The following is a 17,189-nucleotide window of genomic DNA, read 5'->3' on the forward strand; positions in this document are numbered from 1 at the left end:
CGATGGGAACGATTATTAAAAATACGAAATGGGTGCTGCTGCTCTATTTTCTGCTATGCGGAAGTGTAACGGCCGTGCTGATGTACGCCGGAAGCTGTTTGGGCTATATTGAAGTTGAGGATTACCGGATGTGGGTGTATCTGTGCCTGGGCATTGTGCTGTTCACTGCCGTTATCGGATATATGGCCGTGCAGCGGATCCAGAGGCGGATCGATCATCTGGATCTTAATATGCTTCAGGTCGCCAAGGGCAATCTTTCCGTGAGGATGCCGGATAGCGACGATCCTTCTTTTGCAAGAGTGTATCATGAGTTCAATACAATGATGGATACGGTTGAGAAAAAAATGAAGCTGCTTCAGCGTCTGGGCGAGCAGGAGGTCATCGAGAAGGAAAAGGCGGCGGAGAGCGCCGTGCTCGAGGAGCGGCGGAGGATGGCCCGCGATTTGCACGACACGGTGAGCCAGCAGCTGTTCGCCATCCATATGTCAGCCTCTTCGCTTCCGAAGGTGCTTGAACGGAATGAAGCGCAGGGGCGGACGGTGATGGACCAGCTGATCACCATGTCGCAAATGGCGCAGAAGCAGATGCGGGCGCTGATCGCCCAGCTTCGGCCGGTGGAGCTTGAAGGCCGGAACCTGTTCGAGGCGCTGGAGAAATGGTTCCCGGATTACTGCCGTCAGAACGGGCTTAAGGGCATGAAGGAGCTTGAACTTCAGGGCGAGCTGTCCGAGGCGATTGAGCATCAGCTATTCCTGATTATACAGGAAGCGATGGCCAATATCGTGAAGCATTCGGGGGCGCGGCTGGTCAGTCTGTCTCTGCGCGAGGGACCGCGGCTGGTTGCGCTCAGCATCAGCGATGACGGGCAGGGGTTTGAGCTTGCGCACAGCAAGCAGGGATCGTACGGGTTGACAACGATGCGGGAACGCGCGGAGAAGCTCGGCGGCCAGGTTGAAATCATCAGCCGCAAGGGAGCGGGGACGACGATCCGCGTACATATCCCCAAGTTTGTTCAGGGGAACGGCGGCCGGATGCCTGCCGGAGGAGCCGAAAAGGCAAGTAATGAAGACGGGGAAGAGGAGGCAAGCGGCGAATGAACGCGATCAAAATACTGCTGGTGGATGACCATGACATGGTCCGGATGGGACTTAAAACGTATCTGATGCTGGAGCCGATGTTCGATGTGGTCGCCGAGGCCTCGAACGGACGGGAGGCGCTGGAACTGCTGCGTTCCGGCGGCGAGGAAGGGCTTCCCGATCTGGTTCTGATGGATCTGATGATGCCAGTGATGAACGGTGTGGAGACGACCCGGGCGGTGCTGTCCGAGTTTCCGGGGATGAAGATTGTTATATTGACTAGCTTCCTCGAAGATGATCTCGTAGTGGACGCCATCGAGGCGGGAGCGGTCAGCTACGTGCTGAAGACGGTGTCGGCGGAGGAGCTGATTTATGCGCTTCAAGGTGCATACCGCGGCATGCCGGTGATGACCGGCGACGTATCCCAGGCCTTGACGCGCGGCATCCGCCAGCGCACGGTGCAGGACGATACATCCGGGCTGACCGAACGGGAGAGGGAGGTTTTGCTGCTGATTGCGGAAGGCAAGAGCAACAAGGATATCGGCGAGGAGCTGCATATCAGCATCAAGACAGTCAAGACGCATGTCAGCAATCTGCTGATGAAATGCGAATTGGAGGATCGCACGCAGCTCGCCATCTATGCGCACCGCAAAGGATGGGTTACACAGGGCTAGGCATCCGGTGCGCTTTCCAGGATGAACGGACGCAATCTTAAACTCTATTATTCGGATCTTGTGTTATACAAAAAGCAAACTTGTCCAATGAAGTCCGGCGCTGTACGGAAAAAGCGCAGGGCTTTTTTACTATCTGCCGAATGTTTTATCTTCGTTTAAATTGTTTTTAATGTCAGTTTAAGGTTTGAAGTACAAAATAAAACCAAGAAAGCAAAATGAATTCTTGTCCTTGAGGACAGAGTGCGGGAGGGCAAAAACAATGGACGACAACAAAAACAGATATAACGGTGAAGGCGATGGCCGCTTCGAAAGACAATCTCCGGATCGGGAACAGAACGGCGACGGACAATCTCCAGAATCGAACTCTTCTTATTATTATTCATACGGCCCTTTTAAATCTCTTAATAATAATGAGAGAAACAGTGAAGGCGTAGAGCATTATAACCGGCGGGAGCCGGAACGGGTAGAAATTACCCCTCCCCAGCCGATCAAGCCTGTCCCTTACCAGCTGTCGCGCCCTTCGGGTTACGGAGGCGGCTATGGAGGCGGCAACGGTTCGGATGGCGGAAATGGCTGGCAGTATAACCGCAAGCCGAAGAAACCCGTGAAAACCGCAGTCCTGTCCTTCATTGCCGGCATGCTCGTGCTCTCCGGCTCCATGTTCATGGCCGATAGGGGGAACTGGTTTACAGGGGATCAGGCAACGTCGGCAACGGCCTTGAGCTCACAGGGCCAGGCGGCTGACGAGAGCGCAAGCGTAGCGCCGGCGACGACAACGACAAAGCTTGTGACCGGTTCTGACGGCGTGTCCAGTGTCGTCGATGAAGCGGGACCGGCAGTCGTCAAGATTGAGACGCTGGTCAAGACGAGCTCCAGAGGCAGCCAGAGCAATCCGAACGCCAACGATCCATTCTATCAATTCTTTTTCGGAGACCAGTTCGGCGGCAATTCTTCGGGAGGTTCGCAGCAAAACAATGGCGGCAACGGTTCCGGTTTAAATTCGCAGCTGACGCCATACGGTATCGGCACCGGATTTATTTATGATAAAGCCGGTTACATTCTGACCAATCAGCACGTTGTCGAGAATGCCGACGTCATTCAGGTGACCGTCGACGGCAACACGAAGCCGTACGAAGCGAAGCTGCTCGGCTCCAGCAAGGATTTGGACCTCGCGGTGCTGAAGATCGAAGGCGACAATAATTTTTCGACTGTGCCGCTTGGAGATTCGAACACCATCAAAGTCGGCTCTGAGGTTGTGGCGATCGGCAACCCGCAGGGATTCGATCATACGGTTACCGCAGGAGTGCTCAGCGCGAAAGGGCGCAGCATCGATATTAATGAAGAGGACGGAAGCGGCACCCGCAATTATTCCGATCTGCTTCAAACGGATGCTTCCATTAACCCCGGCAATTCCGGCGGGCCGCTTCTTAACGCCGAAGGCCAGGTTATCGGCATGAACGTTGCCGTCAGCACGGACTCACAAGGTATCGGCTTCGCGATTCCGGTGAATAAAATCAAGGAAGTCGTCGACAAGCTGGAAGCCAATCAGGCTATCCCGAAAGATCCGGTTCCGTTTATTGGCGCTTCGCTAATGACGATTACCGATGAAGTGGCGAAGCAAATGGGTACCGACATCAAGGAAGGCTCCGTCGTGGCGGAAATCATTTACAAATCTCCGGCCTACGTTGCCGACCTGCGTCCGTACGATATCATTACCGGCATTGATGGAACAAAGTACGCGACCAGCCAGGAACTGATCGACTTTATCAAGACCAAGAAGGTCGGCGATAAAATTACGCTGAACGTCGTCAGAGACGGCAAGAATCTGGATCTGTCCGTAACGATTGGCAACAAGAACGACTTTAACACCACACAGACCGGACAGCAGTAATCGGGTCAACAAGGAAGCGGGAGGGGCAGCCCTTCCGCTTTTGCGGTATAAGTGCGCGCGAATGCGTTCACTGCTACAATAGAGAAAAAAAGGAATCGAACAAAGGGGCGGCTTATGCGACCGAATATTTTAATTATTGACGATGATGAAAAAATCATTTCTATGCTGCGGAGAGGACTCGCTTTCGAGGGGTATGACGTCAAGACGGCTTCTAACGGGGCGGACGGCCTGCGGGCCGTATTAAACGGTGATCCGGATGTCGTTGTTCTCGATGTCATGATGCCGCAGGTGGACGGCTTTGAGGTGTGCCGCAGGCTCAGAGAGGGCGGCAGCACCGTTCCCGTATTGATGCTTACGGCCAAGGATGAGGTGGAGCACCGGGTGAAGGGGCTTGATCTTGGAGCGGACGATTATCTTGTCAAGCCGTTCGCGCTCGAAGAGCTGCTGGCGCGGGTGAGAGCCCTGCTTCGCCGCAAGAGCGAACAGAGTGGAGGCGGCGAGCAGGCCGTCGTCTATGAGGATCTTATGCTGGACGTCGACTCGCGGGAAGTAACACGCGAGGGCAAGCGGCTGGAGCTGACAGCGAAGGAATTTGAGCTGCTACATCTTTTTATGCAAAATCCGAAACGGGTATTGTCCCGGGATCTGATTATGGATAAAATCTGGGGCTACGATTACAGCGGAGAATCCAACGTGCTGGAGGTTTATATCGCCATGCTTCGCCAGAAGACGGAGGAGCACGGAGGCAAACGCCTGATTCAGACGATCCGGGGAGCTGGCTATATCCTAAGAGGTGACAACTAAGATGTCGATCAAGCTGCGGCTGACCGCGTGGTATTCGGGAATATTGGCCGTCATGCTGCTGGCCTTTTCAGCCGCCATTTACGGTTTTTTCTATATTAATACTTACGGAGATTTGAAAGACCGGCTCCGGGATCAGGCGAAAGGCGAATCGCTGGACGTTGTCTTTGATAACCGACTGGATGCCCAGAATTTGTACGGGCAAATGTACTTTTACGACAGCGGCAAGCTTATCCAGAGCTTGAATTTGACGAATATTGATCTGCGGTTCGATATTCCTCCGCGGAAGAACCTCAAGGGTGATGGGTTTAAAGATGCCTATTACAAGGGTTATCATTTTTTGATTTACCAAAAAGCGGTCAATGTCCAAGGCTACGATCACAATCCGGCGGCTATTCTGCAGATGGCGGCATATACCGGCGAACAGGATAAGCTGCTCGAACGGCTGAAGACCATTCTGATCGCCGGCTCCTTCGCCACGCTGATCGCCGCCTTTACCTTCGGCCTGTTCCTTGCCCGCAAGGCGATGAGTCCGATCGGCAAGGTGATCGAAGCTGCCGAGGGTATCCAGACCGGCAATGACCTCAGTGTGCGGATCGAATACGACGGACCGCCTGACGAAATCGGAAGGCTGATCCGGACGGTGAACAGCATGATTGGACGGATGGAAGGGTTTTACAAAAATCTGGAGGAATCGTACGCGGCCCAGCGCCGCTTCGTGTCGGACGCCTCGCATGAGCTTCGCACCCCGCTGACAACGATCCGCGGGAACATCGAGCTGCTCCAGAAGGTGTGGGAACTGGAGCCGGGAGAAAATCTGGTGATGGATGAGGCGGCCATCCGGCAAATGTCGATGGAATCGGTGCGCGATATCGCGGACGAGGCGAAGCGCATGAGCCGGCTTGTCGGCGACATGCTGTCTTTGGCCAGAGCCGATACGGGCCGGACCTTCGAGAAGGAGCCGGTGGCGCTGGAGCCGATGATGGTCGAGGTGGCCCGCCGCGCCGCCTTCCTTCCGCGTGAAGCGGAGTGGGTGGCGGGCGACTTGTCGGTGCTCAACGGCAAATATGTGCTGGGCAACAAAGATTATTTGCAGCAGATGCTGTTCATTTTCATTGACAATGCGTTCAAATACACGCCGTCTGGAGAGGTGAGCTTTGACGCCGTAGTTTATCAATCCCAGGTCGGCTTGCGGGTTAAGGATACCGGCATCGGTATGGAGAAAGACGAGGTGCCGTATATATTCGACCGGTTCTACAGGGCGGATGAATCCCGAGGCATTACCGAAGGCATCGGACTCGGGCTGTCCATTGCAAAATGGATCATTGACGAGCACGGCGGCTCGGTCGAGGTGGTTACCCGGCAGGGCGAAGGCACAACGTTCGTAATCTGGCTGCCCCTTCTCTTTGCCGCCCCTCTGGAATAGGGTATAATGAACGGGCTTGATTCTATTACACTCAATGACGGCAGAAAGCTGGTGAAGCAATGGAAGTGATGAAAATTTCTCCCCGGGGATACTGCTACGGCGTGGTCGATGCGATGGTCATGGCGCGTCAGGCCGCGAAAAATCTCGATCTTCCCCGGCCGATTTATATACTAGGCATGATTGTTCATAACAGTCATGTTACCCATTCTTTTGAGGACGAGGGCATCATTACACTGGACGGAAGCAATCGTCTGGACATTCTGGACAAGATCGACAGCGGCACCGTCATTTTCACCGCGCACGGTGTTTCGCCCGAGGTTCGCAAGAAAGCGCGGGCCAAGGGGTTGACGACAGTCGACGCAACTTGCCCCGATGTAACGAAGACGCATGATCTCATTCAAGAGAAGGTTGCGGAAGGCTGTGAAATCATCTATATCGGCAAGAAGGGCCATCCCGAGCCGGAAGGCGCCGTGGGTATCGCTCCGGAACATGTGCATCTGATCGAAAAGGAAGAGGAGATTTCCTCGCTTTCCCTTCCGGCAGGCTCCCGAATTGTCATTACGAACCAGACGACGATGAGCCAATGGGATATCAAGCATATTATGAAGAAGCTGCTGGAGACCTTCCCCGGCGCCGAGGTGCATAACGAGATTTGCATGGCCACACAGGTTCGGCAGGAAGCCGTGGCGGAGCAGGCCGGACAGGCTGACCTCGTCATCGTTGTGGGCGACCCGCGCAGCAACAACTCCAACCGGCTTGCCCAGGTGTCCGAGGAGATCGCCGGCGTTCCGGCTCACCGGATCGCCGACGTATCGGAGCTGGAGCTTGAGTGGCTGAAGGGCGTATCGAAAGTGGCCGTCACTTCAGGGGCGTCTACGCCGACGCCGATCACTAAGGAAGTCATTGCCTTTCTGGAGCAGTACGACCCGGGAGATCCCGATACATGGGAACTAAAACGGACGGTCAACATGGCAAAGCTGCTACCGCCGGTCAAGGCCAAAGCCGGGCAGTCCTCCTGACAACCGATTCATACGGTGCGCGGGTTTCAGCGCTCTGCTTCCTCAGCGACACAGGGCGCTTTTTCTCTGCCATCCACATCCTCTTTATTTGATTTTCACCGTATTTTCCGTCAGCCGGTTGGCGCCGATTTCACGAAAGCCTGCTGCGTTCAACTCAAAAGCGGCTCGAATATTAATTTTTTTGAATAAAGGGTTGACGGATTTGGCATTCTATCATAGAATTACTTTAGTGATTAAAAGCATAAAAGCTTAAAAGCGTCGTAGCATAATAGTATTGATAATCCACCATTAAATTATACAGGTTCGGAAAGGAAGGAATCAGATGATCGTTATTACATCCAATCAAACACCGGAGGAACAAATCAACGACATTATCGCAGTAATTGAGAAGGAGGGCCTTCAGGCGCACCTTTCCAAAGGAGCGGACCGTACGGTCATCGGTCTGGTAGGCAGTGTAACCCCGAAGCTTGCGGAGCATCTTCGCCAAATGAAGGGCGTAGAGAATGTAGTCAAAATCTCCAAATCCTATAAGCTTGCGAGCAGAGACTTTCATCCGGATGATACGGTCATCGAGGTTAAAGGAGTTAAGATCGGCGGAGAGCATCTGGCTATCATGGGCGGCCCGTGCGCCGTGGAATCACCGGAGCAGATTGACGAAATTGCAAAGCTCGTAAAAGCGGCCGGAGCACAGGTGCTTCGCGGCGGAGCGTTCAAGCCCCGCACCGGACCTTACAGCTTCCAAGGAGTCGGCGTGGAAGGGCTGAAGATGATGGCGGACGCTGGTGAACGCCACGGCCTGCTGACCATCACAGAGGTTATGACGCCAGAGTATGTTGACGTGTGCGCGGAATACGCAGATATTCTTCAAGTGGGCACGCGGAATATGCAGAACTTTGATCTGCTGCGCGCGCTTGGCACCTGCGGCCGTCCAGTACTGCTGAAACGCGGTTTCAGCGCGACATACGACGAGCTGCTGAATGCGGCCGAGTACATTTTGGCCGGCGGCAACCGGGACGTTATGCTCTGCGAGCGCGGTATCCGCACCTTCGAGACCTACACCCGCAATACGCTGGATCTCTCGGCAATTCCTGTCCTTCAAGGACTGAGCCATCTGCCAGTTATTTCCGACCCGAGCCACGGAACGGGCCGCCGCGAGCTGGTGGAGCCTATGGCCAAAGCGTCCGTAGCCGCAGGCGCCAACGGTCTGATTATCGAAATGCATACCGATCCAGACAACTCCATGACGGGAGACGGAGTCCAATCCCTGTTCCCGGACCAATTCGACAACCTGCTGCGCGATCTGGAGAAACTGGCTCCGCTGGTCGGCAAGAAATTCTCCAGCCAAGTGGCCGTACCGGTTGTTTAAGGGAAATGTATGACCCGGCCTGTGCTCTGTGAAACAGGGCGCAAGCTGAATATCTAATATTTAGTACAATTGTTAAAAACGGGTTTGATGTTAGAAAAGCAGACAGCCTTTTCTCCTCAAAATATGAGGAAGCGAAAGGGCTGTTTGCCGCGTTTTTCCATCTCCAAATGCCATCTGCGAAATAATTCACTAAAGCGTAAGAATATCTCACATTGGCTTAAAAAATACCTCACATAAGCATTGACGATGTCAGGTTTGAGTTTTATAATGACGACAGTTAAAATTAATACAAGAACATTTGCATAGTGGGTACGGCTTAATGTTCAAACTTGAGGAGGAAAAAATTTCATGTCGGTTGAAAAAGTGTTGCAAACGATTAAAGAGAACAACATTGAATGGGTAGATTTCCGCTTTGTTGATTTGGGTGGACGGGCCCATCATATTGCTTTGCCGGCTGCTGCTGTTGACGAGGAGACCTTTGTAAATGGCGTAGCTTTTGACGGTTCTTCCATCGCCGGGTTCCGCGGAATTGAAGAGTCTGACATGGTAATGATGCCGGATACAACTACTACATATGTTGATCCTTTCACTGCTCATCCTACGCTCAACATTATGTGTGACATTTTTACTCCTGACGGAGAGCGTTATGAGCGTGACCCGCGCGGTATCGCAGTTAAAGCGGAAGAATACTTGCAAAAGAGCGGCGTAGGTACCGCAGCATTCTTCGCACCTGAATCCGAGTTCTTCATTTTTGACGACGTTCGTTACGAGAGCGGAATGAACAGCTCTTCCTACTTCGTTGATTCCGAAGAAGCGGTCTGGAACTCGAACCGTAAGGAAGAAGGCGGCAACCTCGGCTTTAAAGTAGGCGTCAAAGGCGGTTATGTACCGGTTGCTCCGGTTGATACTCAACAAGACATCCGCAGTGAAATGTGTCGACTGCTGGCTGAAGCCGGACTGGTTATCGAGCGTCATCACCATGAAGTTGCTACAGCTGGACAAGCTGAGATCAACTTCCGCTTCGATACACTGAAGAAAACTGCCGACAACCTGTTGACTTACAAATACATCGTGCAAAACACTGCCCGTCAATACGGCAAAGTGGCAACTTTCATGCCAAAACCGATCTTTGGCGACAATGGTAGCGGCATGCACGTTCACCAATCGATCTTTAACGGCGACAGCCCGCTGTTCTATGAAAAAGGCGGATATGCTAATCTGAGCGAGATGGCTCTGAACTACATCGGCGGTATCCTGTATCATGCTCCGGCACTGATCGCTCTGACCAACCCGAGCACGAACTCCTTCAAACGTCTGGTTCCTGGCTACGAAGCTCCGGTTAACCTGGTATTCTCTAAAGGTAACCGTTCCGCAGCAGTTCGTATCCCGGTAGCTGCCGTAACACCTAAAGGTTGCCGCATCGAGTTCCGTACTCCGGATACCACGGCTAACCCTTACCTGGCCTTCTCCGCAATGCTGCTGGCTGGTCTGGACGGCATCAAGAAGAAGATCAACCCAGTTGAGCTTGGCTATGGCCCGCTCGACAAGAACATTTACGAACTGCCAAATGAAGAAAAAGCGAAAATCCGCAGCGTACCGGGCAGCCTGAACGAAGCGCTCGACGCTCTGGAAGCTGACTATGAGTTCCTGACAGAAGGCGGCGTCTTCACTAAAGACTTCATCGACAACTACATCGAACTGAAACGCGGCGAGGCTCAAGCGGTTGCCATTCGTGTTCATCCGCATGAATACTCCCTGTACTTCGATGTATAAGAATTAATAATTCAAGAAAGGGTGTCCCACAAGCCATGCAAATGGCTTCTGGGGCACCCTTTTATTTTTGTGTAGTATGAGTGGGTAAGAAGCCCCTGGTGTGAATCCGGGCAAGGATGCCTCCATATCCGGGACGCCGGTAGAATTAATAATAGGGTGGGTCTTTCAGCTTGCTACCGCAGGACTCCCTTATGATGAGTTCCGGCTCGACCACAAAGGAGCTCGTCTCGGACTGGTTATTGATGAGATCGTACAGCATAAGCGCCGCCAGCCTTCCGATTTTCTCTTTGTTCTGCCGAATGGTGCTTAGCTGGGGTGTCGTGAAGCGGGAAGCCTCAATATCGTCGCACCCAATCACGGCTACAGTCTCAGGGACCGACAGCGAGCATTCCTTGAGCGCCCGCATGGCTCCTATGGCCAGCTGGTCTGAGGCGGCGAATATGGCCCTTGGTAAGCTTCCTGACGCAATCATACGCTGCATGGCCTCGTAGCCGCTCGCTTCGAAGAAGTTCCCCCCGTTAACAAACCACTTTTCGTTCACAGGCAGACCGAAGCTTTCAATCGTATTTCGGTAGCCGCTCTCACGCATATTAGAAATGTCCGATTCCTGCGTGCTGCCGATGTAGCCCAACTCCCGATATCCAAGCAGATAGAAATGCTCGACAACTTTGGAGGAGATTTTATAATTGTCGGACATAATGTAGCCGGAGCTGCGCCCGGATAGTTTCATATCCACGCCTATACACGGAATGTCGCTGTTGTCCAATTGGCTTATGGAAGGTTCCAATTCCTGTCCGGAGATAACCACACAGCCATCTACATGGTAATGACGGCAGCGGGCCAGATAATCGTTGTTGCCGCCGCTCTGAAATTTTTCATTGGAGAAGAAGACAAGATCGTAGCCGAGAAGGCCCATCTGTTTTTTAAATGAATTTAGAACCTCGACAAAAAAAGGATGAGTGAAATCGACGTTAAGCTTGCCCGCAAAAATAACGCCAATGAGATTTGAGGTTTTCGTGGCCAATGTCTTCGCGGAGTTCGAAGGAACATAGCCTGTCTCCTGCATAATCTGCAGCACTTTGCTTCGGGTTTCTTCCGAAATTTCGCTGTAATTATTAATAATTTTAGAAACTGTAGAGACAGAAACACCAGCAATTTTCGCAATATCTTTAATATTCAAGGACATCGTAACGTCTCCTTTTGTAAAAATGTCTGATGCTTAGGACGCAGAAAGCACTATTAAAACTTTCAAATTAAAAAGATAGTTTACGAAAATGGTTTCGCAGATAATTCTATAGAAGTTGCTCCGTTCAGTCAATAATGAAATGATGATTGAACACAAAAATGCTGATACATCAATGATTTCTTATAAAAGCACCCCTAATATTTAGGAGGCGAAATCAAAATAAAAAACAGTTTACAAACCTTCCCAACAGTGCAATAATGAAATCGACGAAACCGCTTTCCGAACAAGGATGACATGAGCAAATGAAATTTACGAAAACGGAAAAAAGTTTCGTTATATTTCATCTAATTTTAATTTGGGGGGTAACCAAATGTTCAAGAAGCTTTCTGTGGTTATGTTGAGCAGTATGCTCCTGTTCACCCTAACGGCATGTGGAAGCGGCAATAACGGTGCGGCGAACGGGACCAATGCTTCGAGCACTGCAGCCGCCGGCGACCCAACCGCAAAACCGGCATCTGTGGAGAAAAAAGTGATTAAGATTTTGCATTGGAAGCAGGAAAATATCAACAAAGCGATTGAGGAAATCAACAAGAAATTTGAAGAGAAATACCCCGAATATAAGGTGGAATACACGACAACAGGTCCAGACGATGAGTACAAACAAGCGCAAAGAGCAAGAATTACCGCTGGCGATGTGGATATCCTAGCCGATCTGTCAGGCATGAGATTGTCGCCGAAGGAATGGACCCCGGGAGCCAAGGTTCCGGACTGGCAGCAATGGATTGACTCCGGTCTTATCGCCGATCTCTCGGACCAGCCATTCGTCAAAAATTACAATGCGAACGATATTTCAAAAGCAGGGACTTACAACGGCAAAGTTTACGCGCTGCCGACCGGCAAAGTCGCAATGTCCGGATTTTTTTACAACAAAGAAATTTTCGAACAGAACGGCCTAGCTGTCCCAACGACATGGACTGAATTTATCAAAGCACTCGATACAATAAAATCCAAGAATATTATTCCGATTGTAGTGGCCGGTAAAGATGTATGGCCTCTAAAACTGCCGGTATTCGGCCTGCAGGCGAAAATTCTGGGCGGCGGCGATCAGGAAAAATGGATTGAGGGCGTATGGAAGGGCGAAACGAAGTACAACGACAAGGAAGCTGTGGAAGTGCTCGACAAAATGAAAACGCTTCAAGATAAGTATATCATCGAGGGATTCATGGGTATTGACTATGCGACAGCGCCTTCCATCTTCGCGACCGGCAAAGCGGCGATGATAGCAGACGGAACCTGGGATGCTCCGACGATCGCGACGGCCAATCCGGATTTGAAGTTTGGTTTCTTCCCGATTCCGGCTACGGAAGATGCGGCCAAGAACAAGTCGCTTGTCGGCAAATACGATGTAACCTGGTATGCGGCTGAAAAGGGCCCGAACAAAGAAGGAGCGATAAAGTGGCTGGAATTCTTCTCAGAACCGGAAAATTACTCTGCGTATGTTCAAGCGGCAGGCTTCCTGCCGACTCAAGACAATATTCAAACGAACAGTGAATTTATCGATAAAGAACTTTCTCCTTATCTGACCGGCGGTTTCGAGCTTGCCTATGAGATTTTGATGATTAACCGCGATAATGTCGGCGAGCATCTGGCTGCCGAAGGCGTTCATACCGAATACCTTGCCCCTGGCGGAGAATTTAAAACGGCAAAAGAATTGGCTGATGTTCAGCAAAAAGAATGGGAAGCCGCTGCTCCCAAATAAAAAAGTCTAATGGACGGAATTAGGGTCTGCCCATAGCAGGCCCTAATCTTTTATAAAAGAGTTGGGCGGGTGAGAGAGATGTATCCATTCGGGAAGGGCATATCGCGGTTTGTGCCGTTTCTGCTGCTGCTAATCCCTTTGGCACTGTATGTTATGTTCTATTTTGGACCTTCGGTGATGACGGTTATTTACTCTTTTACAAATATAACGAATGTGCCCGGAAACGGGATGAAATTTATAGGTCTTGATAATTATCATGATGTCTTTTTCTCCGGAAATTCAGGCGAGCGGGTGGATTCAATCATTCGGACGCTTTATTTCATGTTCATCGTAACGGTTGTGCAGAACGGTGTCGCGCTGCTTGTGGCCGTCATCATTAACCAGAAGCTCAAGGGCGACTATTTTTTCCGGTCCGTATTTTTTCTTCCGGTTGTTCTCGGGGTAGCGGTTGTGGCTCTGGTCTGGAGCATGATGTTCGATCCGCTCAGCGGTCCGGTCAATCAGCTGTATAATGCGCTGTTCGGTTACAAGGACATGTTCTTCGGAAGCTTTACCCACGCCTTTCGCTACATTATATTTGTGCAAATCTGGATGTATATGGGGTACTCGATGCTGATCTTTCTGGCCGGTCTGCAATCGGTGCCGAAAGAATTGTATGAAGCGGGCTATATCGACGGAACAACCAAATGGCAATCCTTTAGGCATATTACCTTTTCGCTGATTGCTCCCTCTTTTACGGTCAACATGCTTCTCTCGATTATCGGGGCGATGTCCACCTTCGATATTATATTGGCGACAACCGACGGACGCTTCAATACCCGAACGATGGCCTATGACGTCTATAAGGAGACCTTCCGCGGCAGTTTGGAAATGGGCTTGCCCTCCGCTCTTTCCGTTGTGCAGTTTCTGATTATACTTGTCTTTGTCATCGTTGCCGTCAAACAAATGCGCAAGAGAGAGGTGGAGTACTGATGAAGCAATCGAAATCCGCCAAAGTTCTCTCTTATGCGGTCGTGACTCTTCTGCTTGTGCTTTATATCGTGCCGCTGCTGCTTGTATTTAACGTCTCTTTTAAATCCTTTACGGAATATCTTCTTAACCCTATCGGTCTCGTGTCCGATATTCAGTGGAACAACTATAAAGACGCGTGGACGCAGGGGAATTTCTCCAATTATTTTCTGAACAGTCTGCTGTACACGGGTGTAGCGACGGTATTGACGCTGATCGTCTCGTTGTTCGGAGCTTTTCCGGTAGCCAGGAACTATGTGAGATGGAGCGGGCTGATCTATCTTTTCTTTTTGCTGTCGCAGTTTTTGCCCAATCCGATGGTGGCCCAGTTCAAGCTGATGCTCGCCATGAAACAGGAATTCGGCTTTGTGGGCTATGATACGAAGCTGGGATATATTTTGCTGAAAACAAGCGGCACCGGCATCGTGTTCATGATGTTTACCGGTTACATTAAATCGATCAGCCGGGAACTGGATGAGGCTGCCGGAATGGACGGTTGCGGCTACAGCCGGTATTTATTCCAGATCGTGCTGCCGCTGATGAAGCCGGTGATTGCCACGGGCGTCATTTTGACCGCAATCGGCATTTGGAATGATTTTGTCGGCCCGGTGATGTATCTGCCAAGTCCGGCGAATTATCCGATTACATTCGGGCTCAAGGAATTCCGCGGGCAATACGGAAATAACTGGCCGATGCTGGCCTGCGGCATTATGATCGTCTCCACGCCGCTGATCGTGCTGTATACCTTTATTCAAAAATATATTGTGGACGGCGCTCTTGCCGGCGCGGTGAAAGCCTGATGTCGTTGTAAATGCCGGCGGTTTGACATGGGAATATACGATGACGGTTCCAACCGGAGCAACGATCGATTATTTCTTTTACGTATATCACTAACGGTTTCGGCGGATAACATAGGTGTAACGGGGTACGATATTTACAGGGACGGCGCTATGGTTGGATCGACAACCGGCGCAACGACGTATACGGATACGGGCTTGACGGCTAACACCGCTTACAGCTTCACGATCAAGGCGAAGGATGCGGCGGGCAATGTATCGGCGGCAAGCTCCGCGCTGACCGTAACTACACGTCCCGCCATTGCGGGAGTCTTTACTTACAGCGTTACGTAAGTATCTGCGACTTCGGCCAAATGGGTATTCACGCCGAATCCATCGGTCAGTTCAGTTATCCTGCACTATACCGCCTTCTTGGATCAATTCCGCCCGGATAATAAATTGTATAAACAGTCGGCTTATGCATTAAGAGTATTCAGTACTTTTGCGCAAATGCGGGCGCAAACCTCCAAAAACATACATATATCTCCTATTTCCCATTTTTCATGTGAATAATTATACTTGCTGCCATGTTAGATTATTGCTATCATTACGATATTGAAAGAAGAGAAAGGGTGGGAATATTTTGAGCAAGAGAGCTTATAATTTCAACGCCGGTCCGGCGGCTTTACCTCTTGAGGTGCTGGAGCGCGCACAGGCGGAATTCGTCGATTTCCGGGAGACTGGAATGTCGATTATGGAAATGTCGCACCGCGGAGCCGTATACGAATCCGTTCACAACGAAGCGCAGGAACGTCTGCTTTCGCTTTTGGGCAATCCGCAGGGCTATAAAGTATTATTCATTCAAGGCGGCGCCACGACACAGTTCGCCATGATTCCGCTGAATTTCCTCTCCGAAGGCAAAGTGGGCAGCTACGTAATGACGGGAAGCTGGGCCGATAAAGCGTTCAAGGAAGCCAAAATCGCGGGTGGAGCTCATGTTGCGGCTACATCCGAAGACAAGAAATTCCTTGCCATCCCGGATCTCGGTTCGATCAAGCCTGCGGACAACGCAGCCTACCTGCACATTACTTCCAACGAAACGATTGAAGGCACCCAGTATAGCGAGTTCCCGGATACCGGTTCTCTTCCGCTGATTGCGGATATGTCGAGCGATATCTTGAGCCGCGCGTTTGACGTTAACAAGTTCGGACTGATTTATGCCGGCGCGCAAAAAAATCTCGGACCTTCGGGTGTGACCGTTGTGATCGCGAAAGAAGAGCTCATTGCTGAATCTCCTTCCAACATTCCGACAATCTTGCGTTACAGCACCCATTACAAAAATAACTCTCTCTACAATACGCCGCCATCCTATTCGATCTACATGGTTAACCAAGTCCTGAAATGGATCGAAGAGCAGGGCGGCTTGGCCGGCGTCGAAGCGAAGAACCGCGACAAGGCCGGATTGCTGTATAACACCATCGACGGCAGCGGCGGGTTCTACCGTGGCGTAGCGGAGCTGGGCAGCCGCTCCATCATGAACGTTACGTTCCGGATGCAGTCCGAAGAGCTGGAGAAGAAATTTATCAAGGCTTCGGAGCAGGAAGGCTTCGTCGGTCTTAAAGGACACCGCAGTGTAGGAGGACTTCGCGCTTCCATTTATAACGCCGTTCCTTATGAGAGCATCAAGGCGCTGACCGATTTCATGAGTCACTTCCAGAAGACTCAAGGCTAATCAACTATTCAGAAGAAATTAGAAGACCTTCCGCCGCTGGCGGAAGGTCTTCTAAACGAATGGATACTTTTTTCAAAATCCCCGCAAAGTAACAGAGGCATGGCTTCGATCGCAAGCTCCGCTTTGAGAGGTTATTACCTGCGCTGGAAATCTTGGAACCGTAAGGAGAGACTTGCATGGCACTTCACATTGTACTGGTAGAGCCGGAGATTCCGGCCAACACGGGGAACATTTCCCGCACCTGCGCGGCAACCGGCACCCATCTGCATTTGGTGCGTCCGCTCGGTTTCCGTACCGACGATGCTACACTAAAGCGGGCCGGACTGGATTATTGGCACGCCGTTCACATTGAATATCACGATTCTTTCGGAGAAGTCCTTGAGATGTATCCGGATGGACGTTTCTTTTATGCAACGACCAAGGCTGACAAGCGGTACACCGATTATTCTTTTCAGGACGGCGACTTTTTTGTATTCGGCAAAGAAACGAAAGGATTGCCGGAGAGCATCCTGAATGCGGGACGGGAAACAACGATGCGTATGCCGATGACCGGAGATGTAAGATCGCTGAATTTGTCCAATTCGGCAGCAATTATCGTATACGAGGCACTCCGGCAGCTGAACTTTCCGGGGTTGACCTAAAGAAGTTACAGAAATTTATTTTTTATCAGCAGGATTCGACATTTCGGCATCGAATTATTCA

The 17,189-nt window shown here is 51.1% G+C and carries 15 protein-coding genes; 14 read left to right on the forward strand and 1 reads right to left on the reverse strand.

What is annotated here, in order from left to right:
• Window positions 1-2: 2 nt before the first annotated feature.
• The 8 genes from PUR_RS09225 to glnA all read left to right on the forward strand — a co-directional run bounded on the left by PUR_RS09225 (window position 3) and on the right by glnA (window position 10,026).
• Window positions 3-1,097 (forward strand): HAMP domain-containing sensor histidine kinase, encoded by a 1,095-nt coding sequence (locus PUR_RS09225; protein ID WP_232101787.1) that lies wholly within the window; start codon window positions 3-5, stop codon window positions 1,095-1,097.
• Window positions 1,094-1,750 (forward strand): response regulator, encoded by a 657-nt coding sequence (locus PUR_RS09230; protein WP_179034986.1) that lies wholly within the window; start codon window positions 1,094-1,096, stop codon window positions 1,748-1,750. Before PUR_RS09225 ends, PUR_RS09230 begins: the two co-directional genes overlap by 4 nt.
• A gap of 259 nt (window positions 1,751-2,009) precedes the next feature.
• Window positions 2,010-3,641, forward strand: a complete 1,632-nt coding sequence (locus PUR_RS09235; RefSeq protein ID WP_179034987.1) for a S1C family serine protease — start codon at window positions 2,010-2,012, stop codon at window positions 3,639-3,641.
• Window positions 3,642-3,755: 114 nt separating this feature from the next.
• The gene (locus tag PUR_RS09240) at window positions 3,756-4,445 is read left to right on the forward strand and encodes a response regulator transcription factor (protein ID WP_179034988.1); all 690 of its coding nucleotides are present in this window, start codon (window positions 3,756-3,758) and stop codon (window positions 4,443-4,445) included.
• Between the two features lies 1 nt (window position 4,446).
• On the forward strand, window positions 4,447-5,868 hold the full coding sequence (locus PUR_RS09245; protein WP_179034989.1) for a sensor histidine kinase: 1,422 nt from the start codon (window positions 4,447-4,449) through the stop codon (window positions 5,866-5,868).
• 59 nt (window positions 5,869-5,927) lie between these two features.
• Complete coding sequence (locus PUR_RS09250) at window positions 5,928-6,887, forward strand: 4-hydroxy-3-methylbut-2-enyl diphosphate reductase (protein ID WP_179034990.1); 960 nt, start codon at window positions 5,928-5,930, stop codon at window positions 6,885-6,887.
• Between the two features lie 322 nt (window positions 6,888-7,209).
• Window positions 7,210-8,253 carry a 3-deoxy-7-phosphoheptulonate synthase gene (gene aroF / locus PUR_RS09255; protein ID WP_179034991.1) on the forward strand — a complete coding sequence of 348 codons (1,044 nt, stop codon included), beginning with the start codon at window positions 7,210-7,212 and terminating at the stop codon, window positions 8,251-8,253.
• A gap of 348 nt (window positions 8,254-8,601) precedes the next feature.
• Entirely contained in the window at window positions 8,602-10,026 is a 1,425-nt protein-coding gene (gene glnA / locus PUR_RS09260) for a type I glutamate--ammonia ligase (protein WP_179034992.1), read from the forward strand.
• A 145-nt stretch (window positions 10,027-10,171) separates the two neighbouring features.
• Here the strand turns inward: glnA and PUR_RS09265 are convergent, their stop codons facing one another.
• Window positions 10,172-11,206, reverse strand: a complete 1,035-nt coding sequence (locus PUR_RS09265; protein ID WP_179037832.1) for a LacI family DNA-binding transcriptional regulator — start codon at window positions 11,204-11,206, stop codon at window positions 10,172-10,174.
• 376 nt (window positions 11,207-11,582) lie between these two features.
• On the opposite strand from PUR_RS09265, the gene PUR_RS09270 reads away from it, so the two are divergent.
• From PUR_RS09270 to trmL, 6 genes are all read left to right on the forward strand, one after another.
• Window positions 11,583-12,971: an ABC transporter substrate-binding protein gene (locus tag PUR_RS09270; RefSeq protein WP_179034993.1), complete on the forward strand. Its 1,389-nt coding sequence runs from the start codon at window positions 11,583-11,585 to the stop codon at window positions 12,969-12,971.
• Between the two features lie 78 nt (window positions 12,972-13,049).
• Window positions 13,050-13,943: a carbohydrate ABC transporter permease gene (locus PUR_RS09275; protein ID WP_179034994.1), complete on the forward strand. Its 894-nt coding sequence runs from the start codon at window positions 13,050-13,052 to the stop codon at window positions 13,941-13,943.
• The gene (locus tag PUR_RS09280; RefSeq protein WP_179034995.1) at window positions 13,943-14,779 is read left to right on the forward strand and encodes a carbohydrate ABC transporter permease; all 837 of its coding nucleotides are present in this window, start codon (window positions 13,943-13,945) and stop codon (window positions 14,777-14,779) included. Before PUR_RS09275 ends, PUR_RS09280 begins: the two co-directional genes overlap by 1 nt.
• A gap of 27 nt (window positions 14,780-14,806) precedes the next feature.
• Window positions 14,807-15,109 (forward strand): fibronectin type III domain-containing protein, encoded by a 303-nt coding sequence (locus PUR_RS09285; protein ID WP_442953796.1) that lies wholly within the window; start codon window positions 14,807-14,809, stop codon window positions 15,107-15,109.
• A gap of 286 nt (window positions 15,110-15,395) precedes the next feature.
• Window positions 15,396-16,487 (forward strand): 3-phosphoserine/phosphohydroxythreonine transaminase, encoded by a 1,092-nt coding sequence (gene serC, locus PUR_RS09290; protein ID WP_179037833.1) that lies wholly within the window; start codon window positions 15,396-15,398, stop codon window positions 16,485-16,487.
• Between the two features lie 176 nt (window positions 16,488-16,663).
• Entirely contained in the window at window positions 16,664-17,128 is a 465-nt protein-coding gene (gene trmL / locus PUR_RS09295) for a tRNA (uridine(34)/cytosine(34)/5-carboxymethylaminomethyluridine(34)-2'-O)-methyltransferase TrmL (protein ID WP_179034996.1), read from the forward strand.
• Window positions 17,129-17,189 lie beyond the last annotated feature (61 nt).

Source organism: Paenibacillus sp. URB8-2, assembly GCF_013393385.1.
Taxonomy (GTDB): Bacteria; Bacillota; Bacilli; order Paenibacillales; family Paenibacillaceae; genus Paenibacillus_AQ.

Bases quoted from the DNA above. Each gene is read 5' to 3' on its own strand.
- PUR_RS09225 (WP_232101787.1), top strand. From the start codon at position 3: ATGGGAACGATTATTAAAAATACGAAATGGGTGCTGCTGCTCTATTTT.
- PUR_RS09230 (WP_179034986.1), top strand. From the start codon at position 1,094: ATGAACGCGATCAAAATACTGCTGGTGGATGACCATGACATGGTCCGG.
- PUR_RS09235 (WP_179034987.1), top strand. From the start codon at position 2,010: ATGGACGACAACAAAAACAGATATAACGGTGAAGGCGATGGCCGCTTC.
- PUR_RS09240 (WP_179034988.1), top strand. From the start codon at position 3,756: ATGCGACCGAATATTTTAATTATTGACGATGATGAAAAAATCATTTCT.
- PUR_RS09245 (WP_179034989.1), top strand. From the start codon at position 4,447: ATGTCGATCAAGCTGCGGCTGACCGCGTGGTATTCGGGAATATTGGCC.
- PUR_RS09250 (WP_179034990.1), top strand. From the start codon at position 5,928: ATGGAAGTGATGAAAATTTCTCCCCGGGGATACTGCTACGGCGTGGTC.
- aroF (WP_179034991.1), top strand. From the start codon at position 7,210: ATGATCGTTATTACATCCAATCAAACACCGGAGGAACAAATCAACGAC.
- glnA (WP_179034992.1), top strand. From the start codon at position 8,602: ATGTCGGTTGAAAAAGTGTTGCAAACGATTAAAGAGAACAACATTGAA.
- PUR_RS09270 (WP_179034993.1), top strand. From the start codon at position 11,583: ATGTTCAAGAAGCTTTCTGTGGTTATGTTGAGCAGTATGCTCCTGTTC.
- PUR_RS09275 (WP_179034994.1), top strand. From the start codon at position 13,050: ATGTATCCATTCGGGAAGGGCATATCGCGGTTTGTGCCGTTTCTGCTG.
- PUR_RS09280 (WP_179034995.1), top strand. From the start codon at position 13,943: ATGAAGCAATCGAAATCCGCCAAAGTTCTCTCTTATGCGGTCGTGACT.
- PUR_RS09285 (WP_442953796.1), top strand. From the start codon at position 14,807: ATGGGAATATACGATGACGGTTCCAACCGGAGCAACGATCGATTATTT.
- trmL (WP_179034996.1), top strand. From the start codon at position 16,664: ATGGCACTTCACATTGTACTGGTAGAGCCGGAGATTCCGGCCAACACG.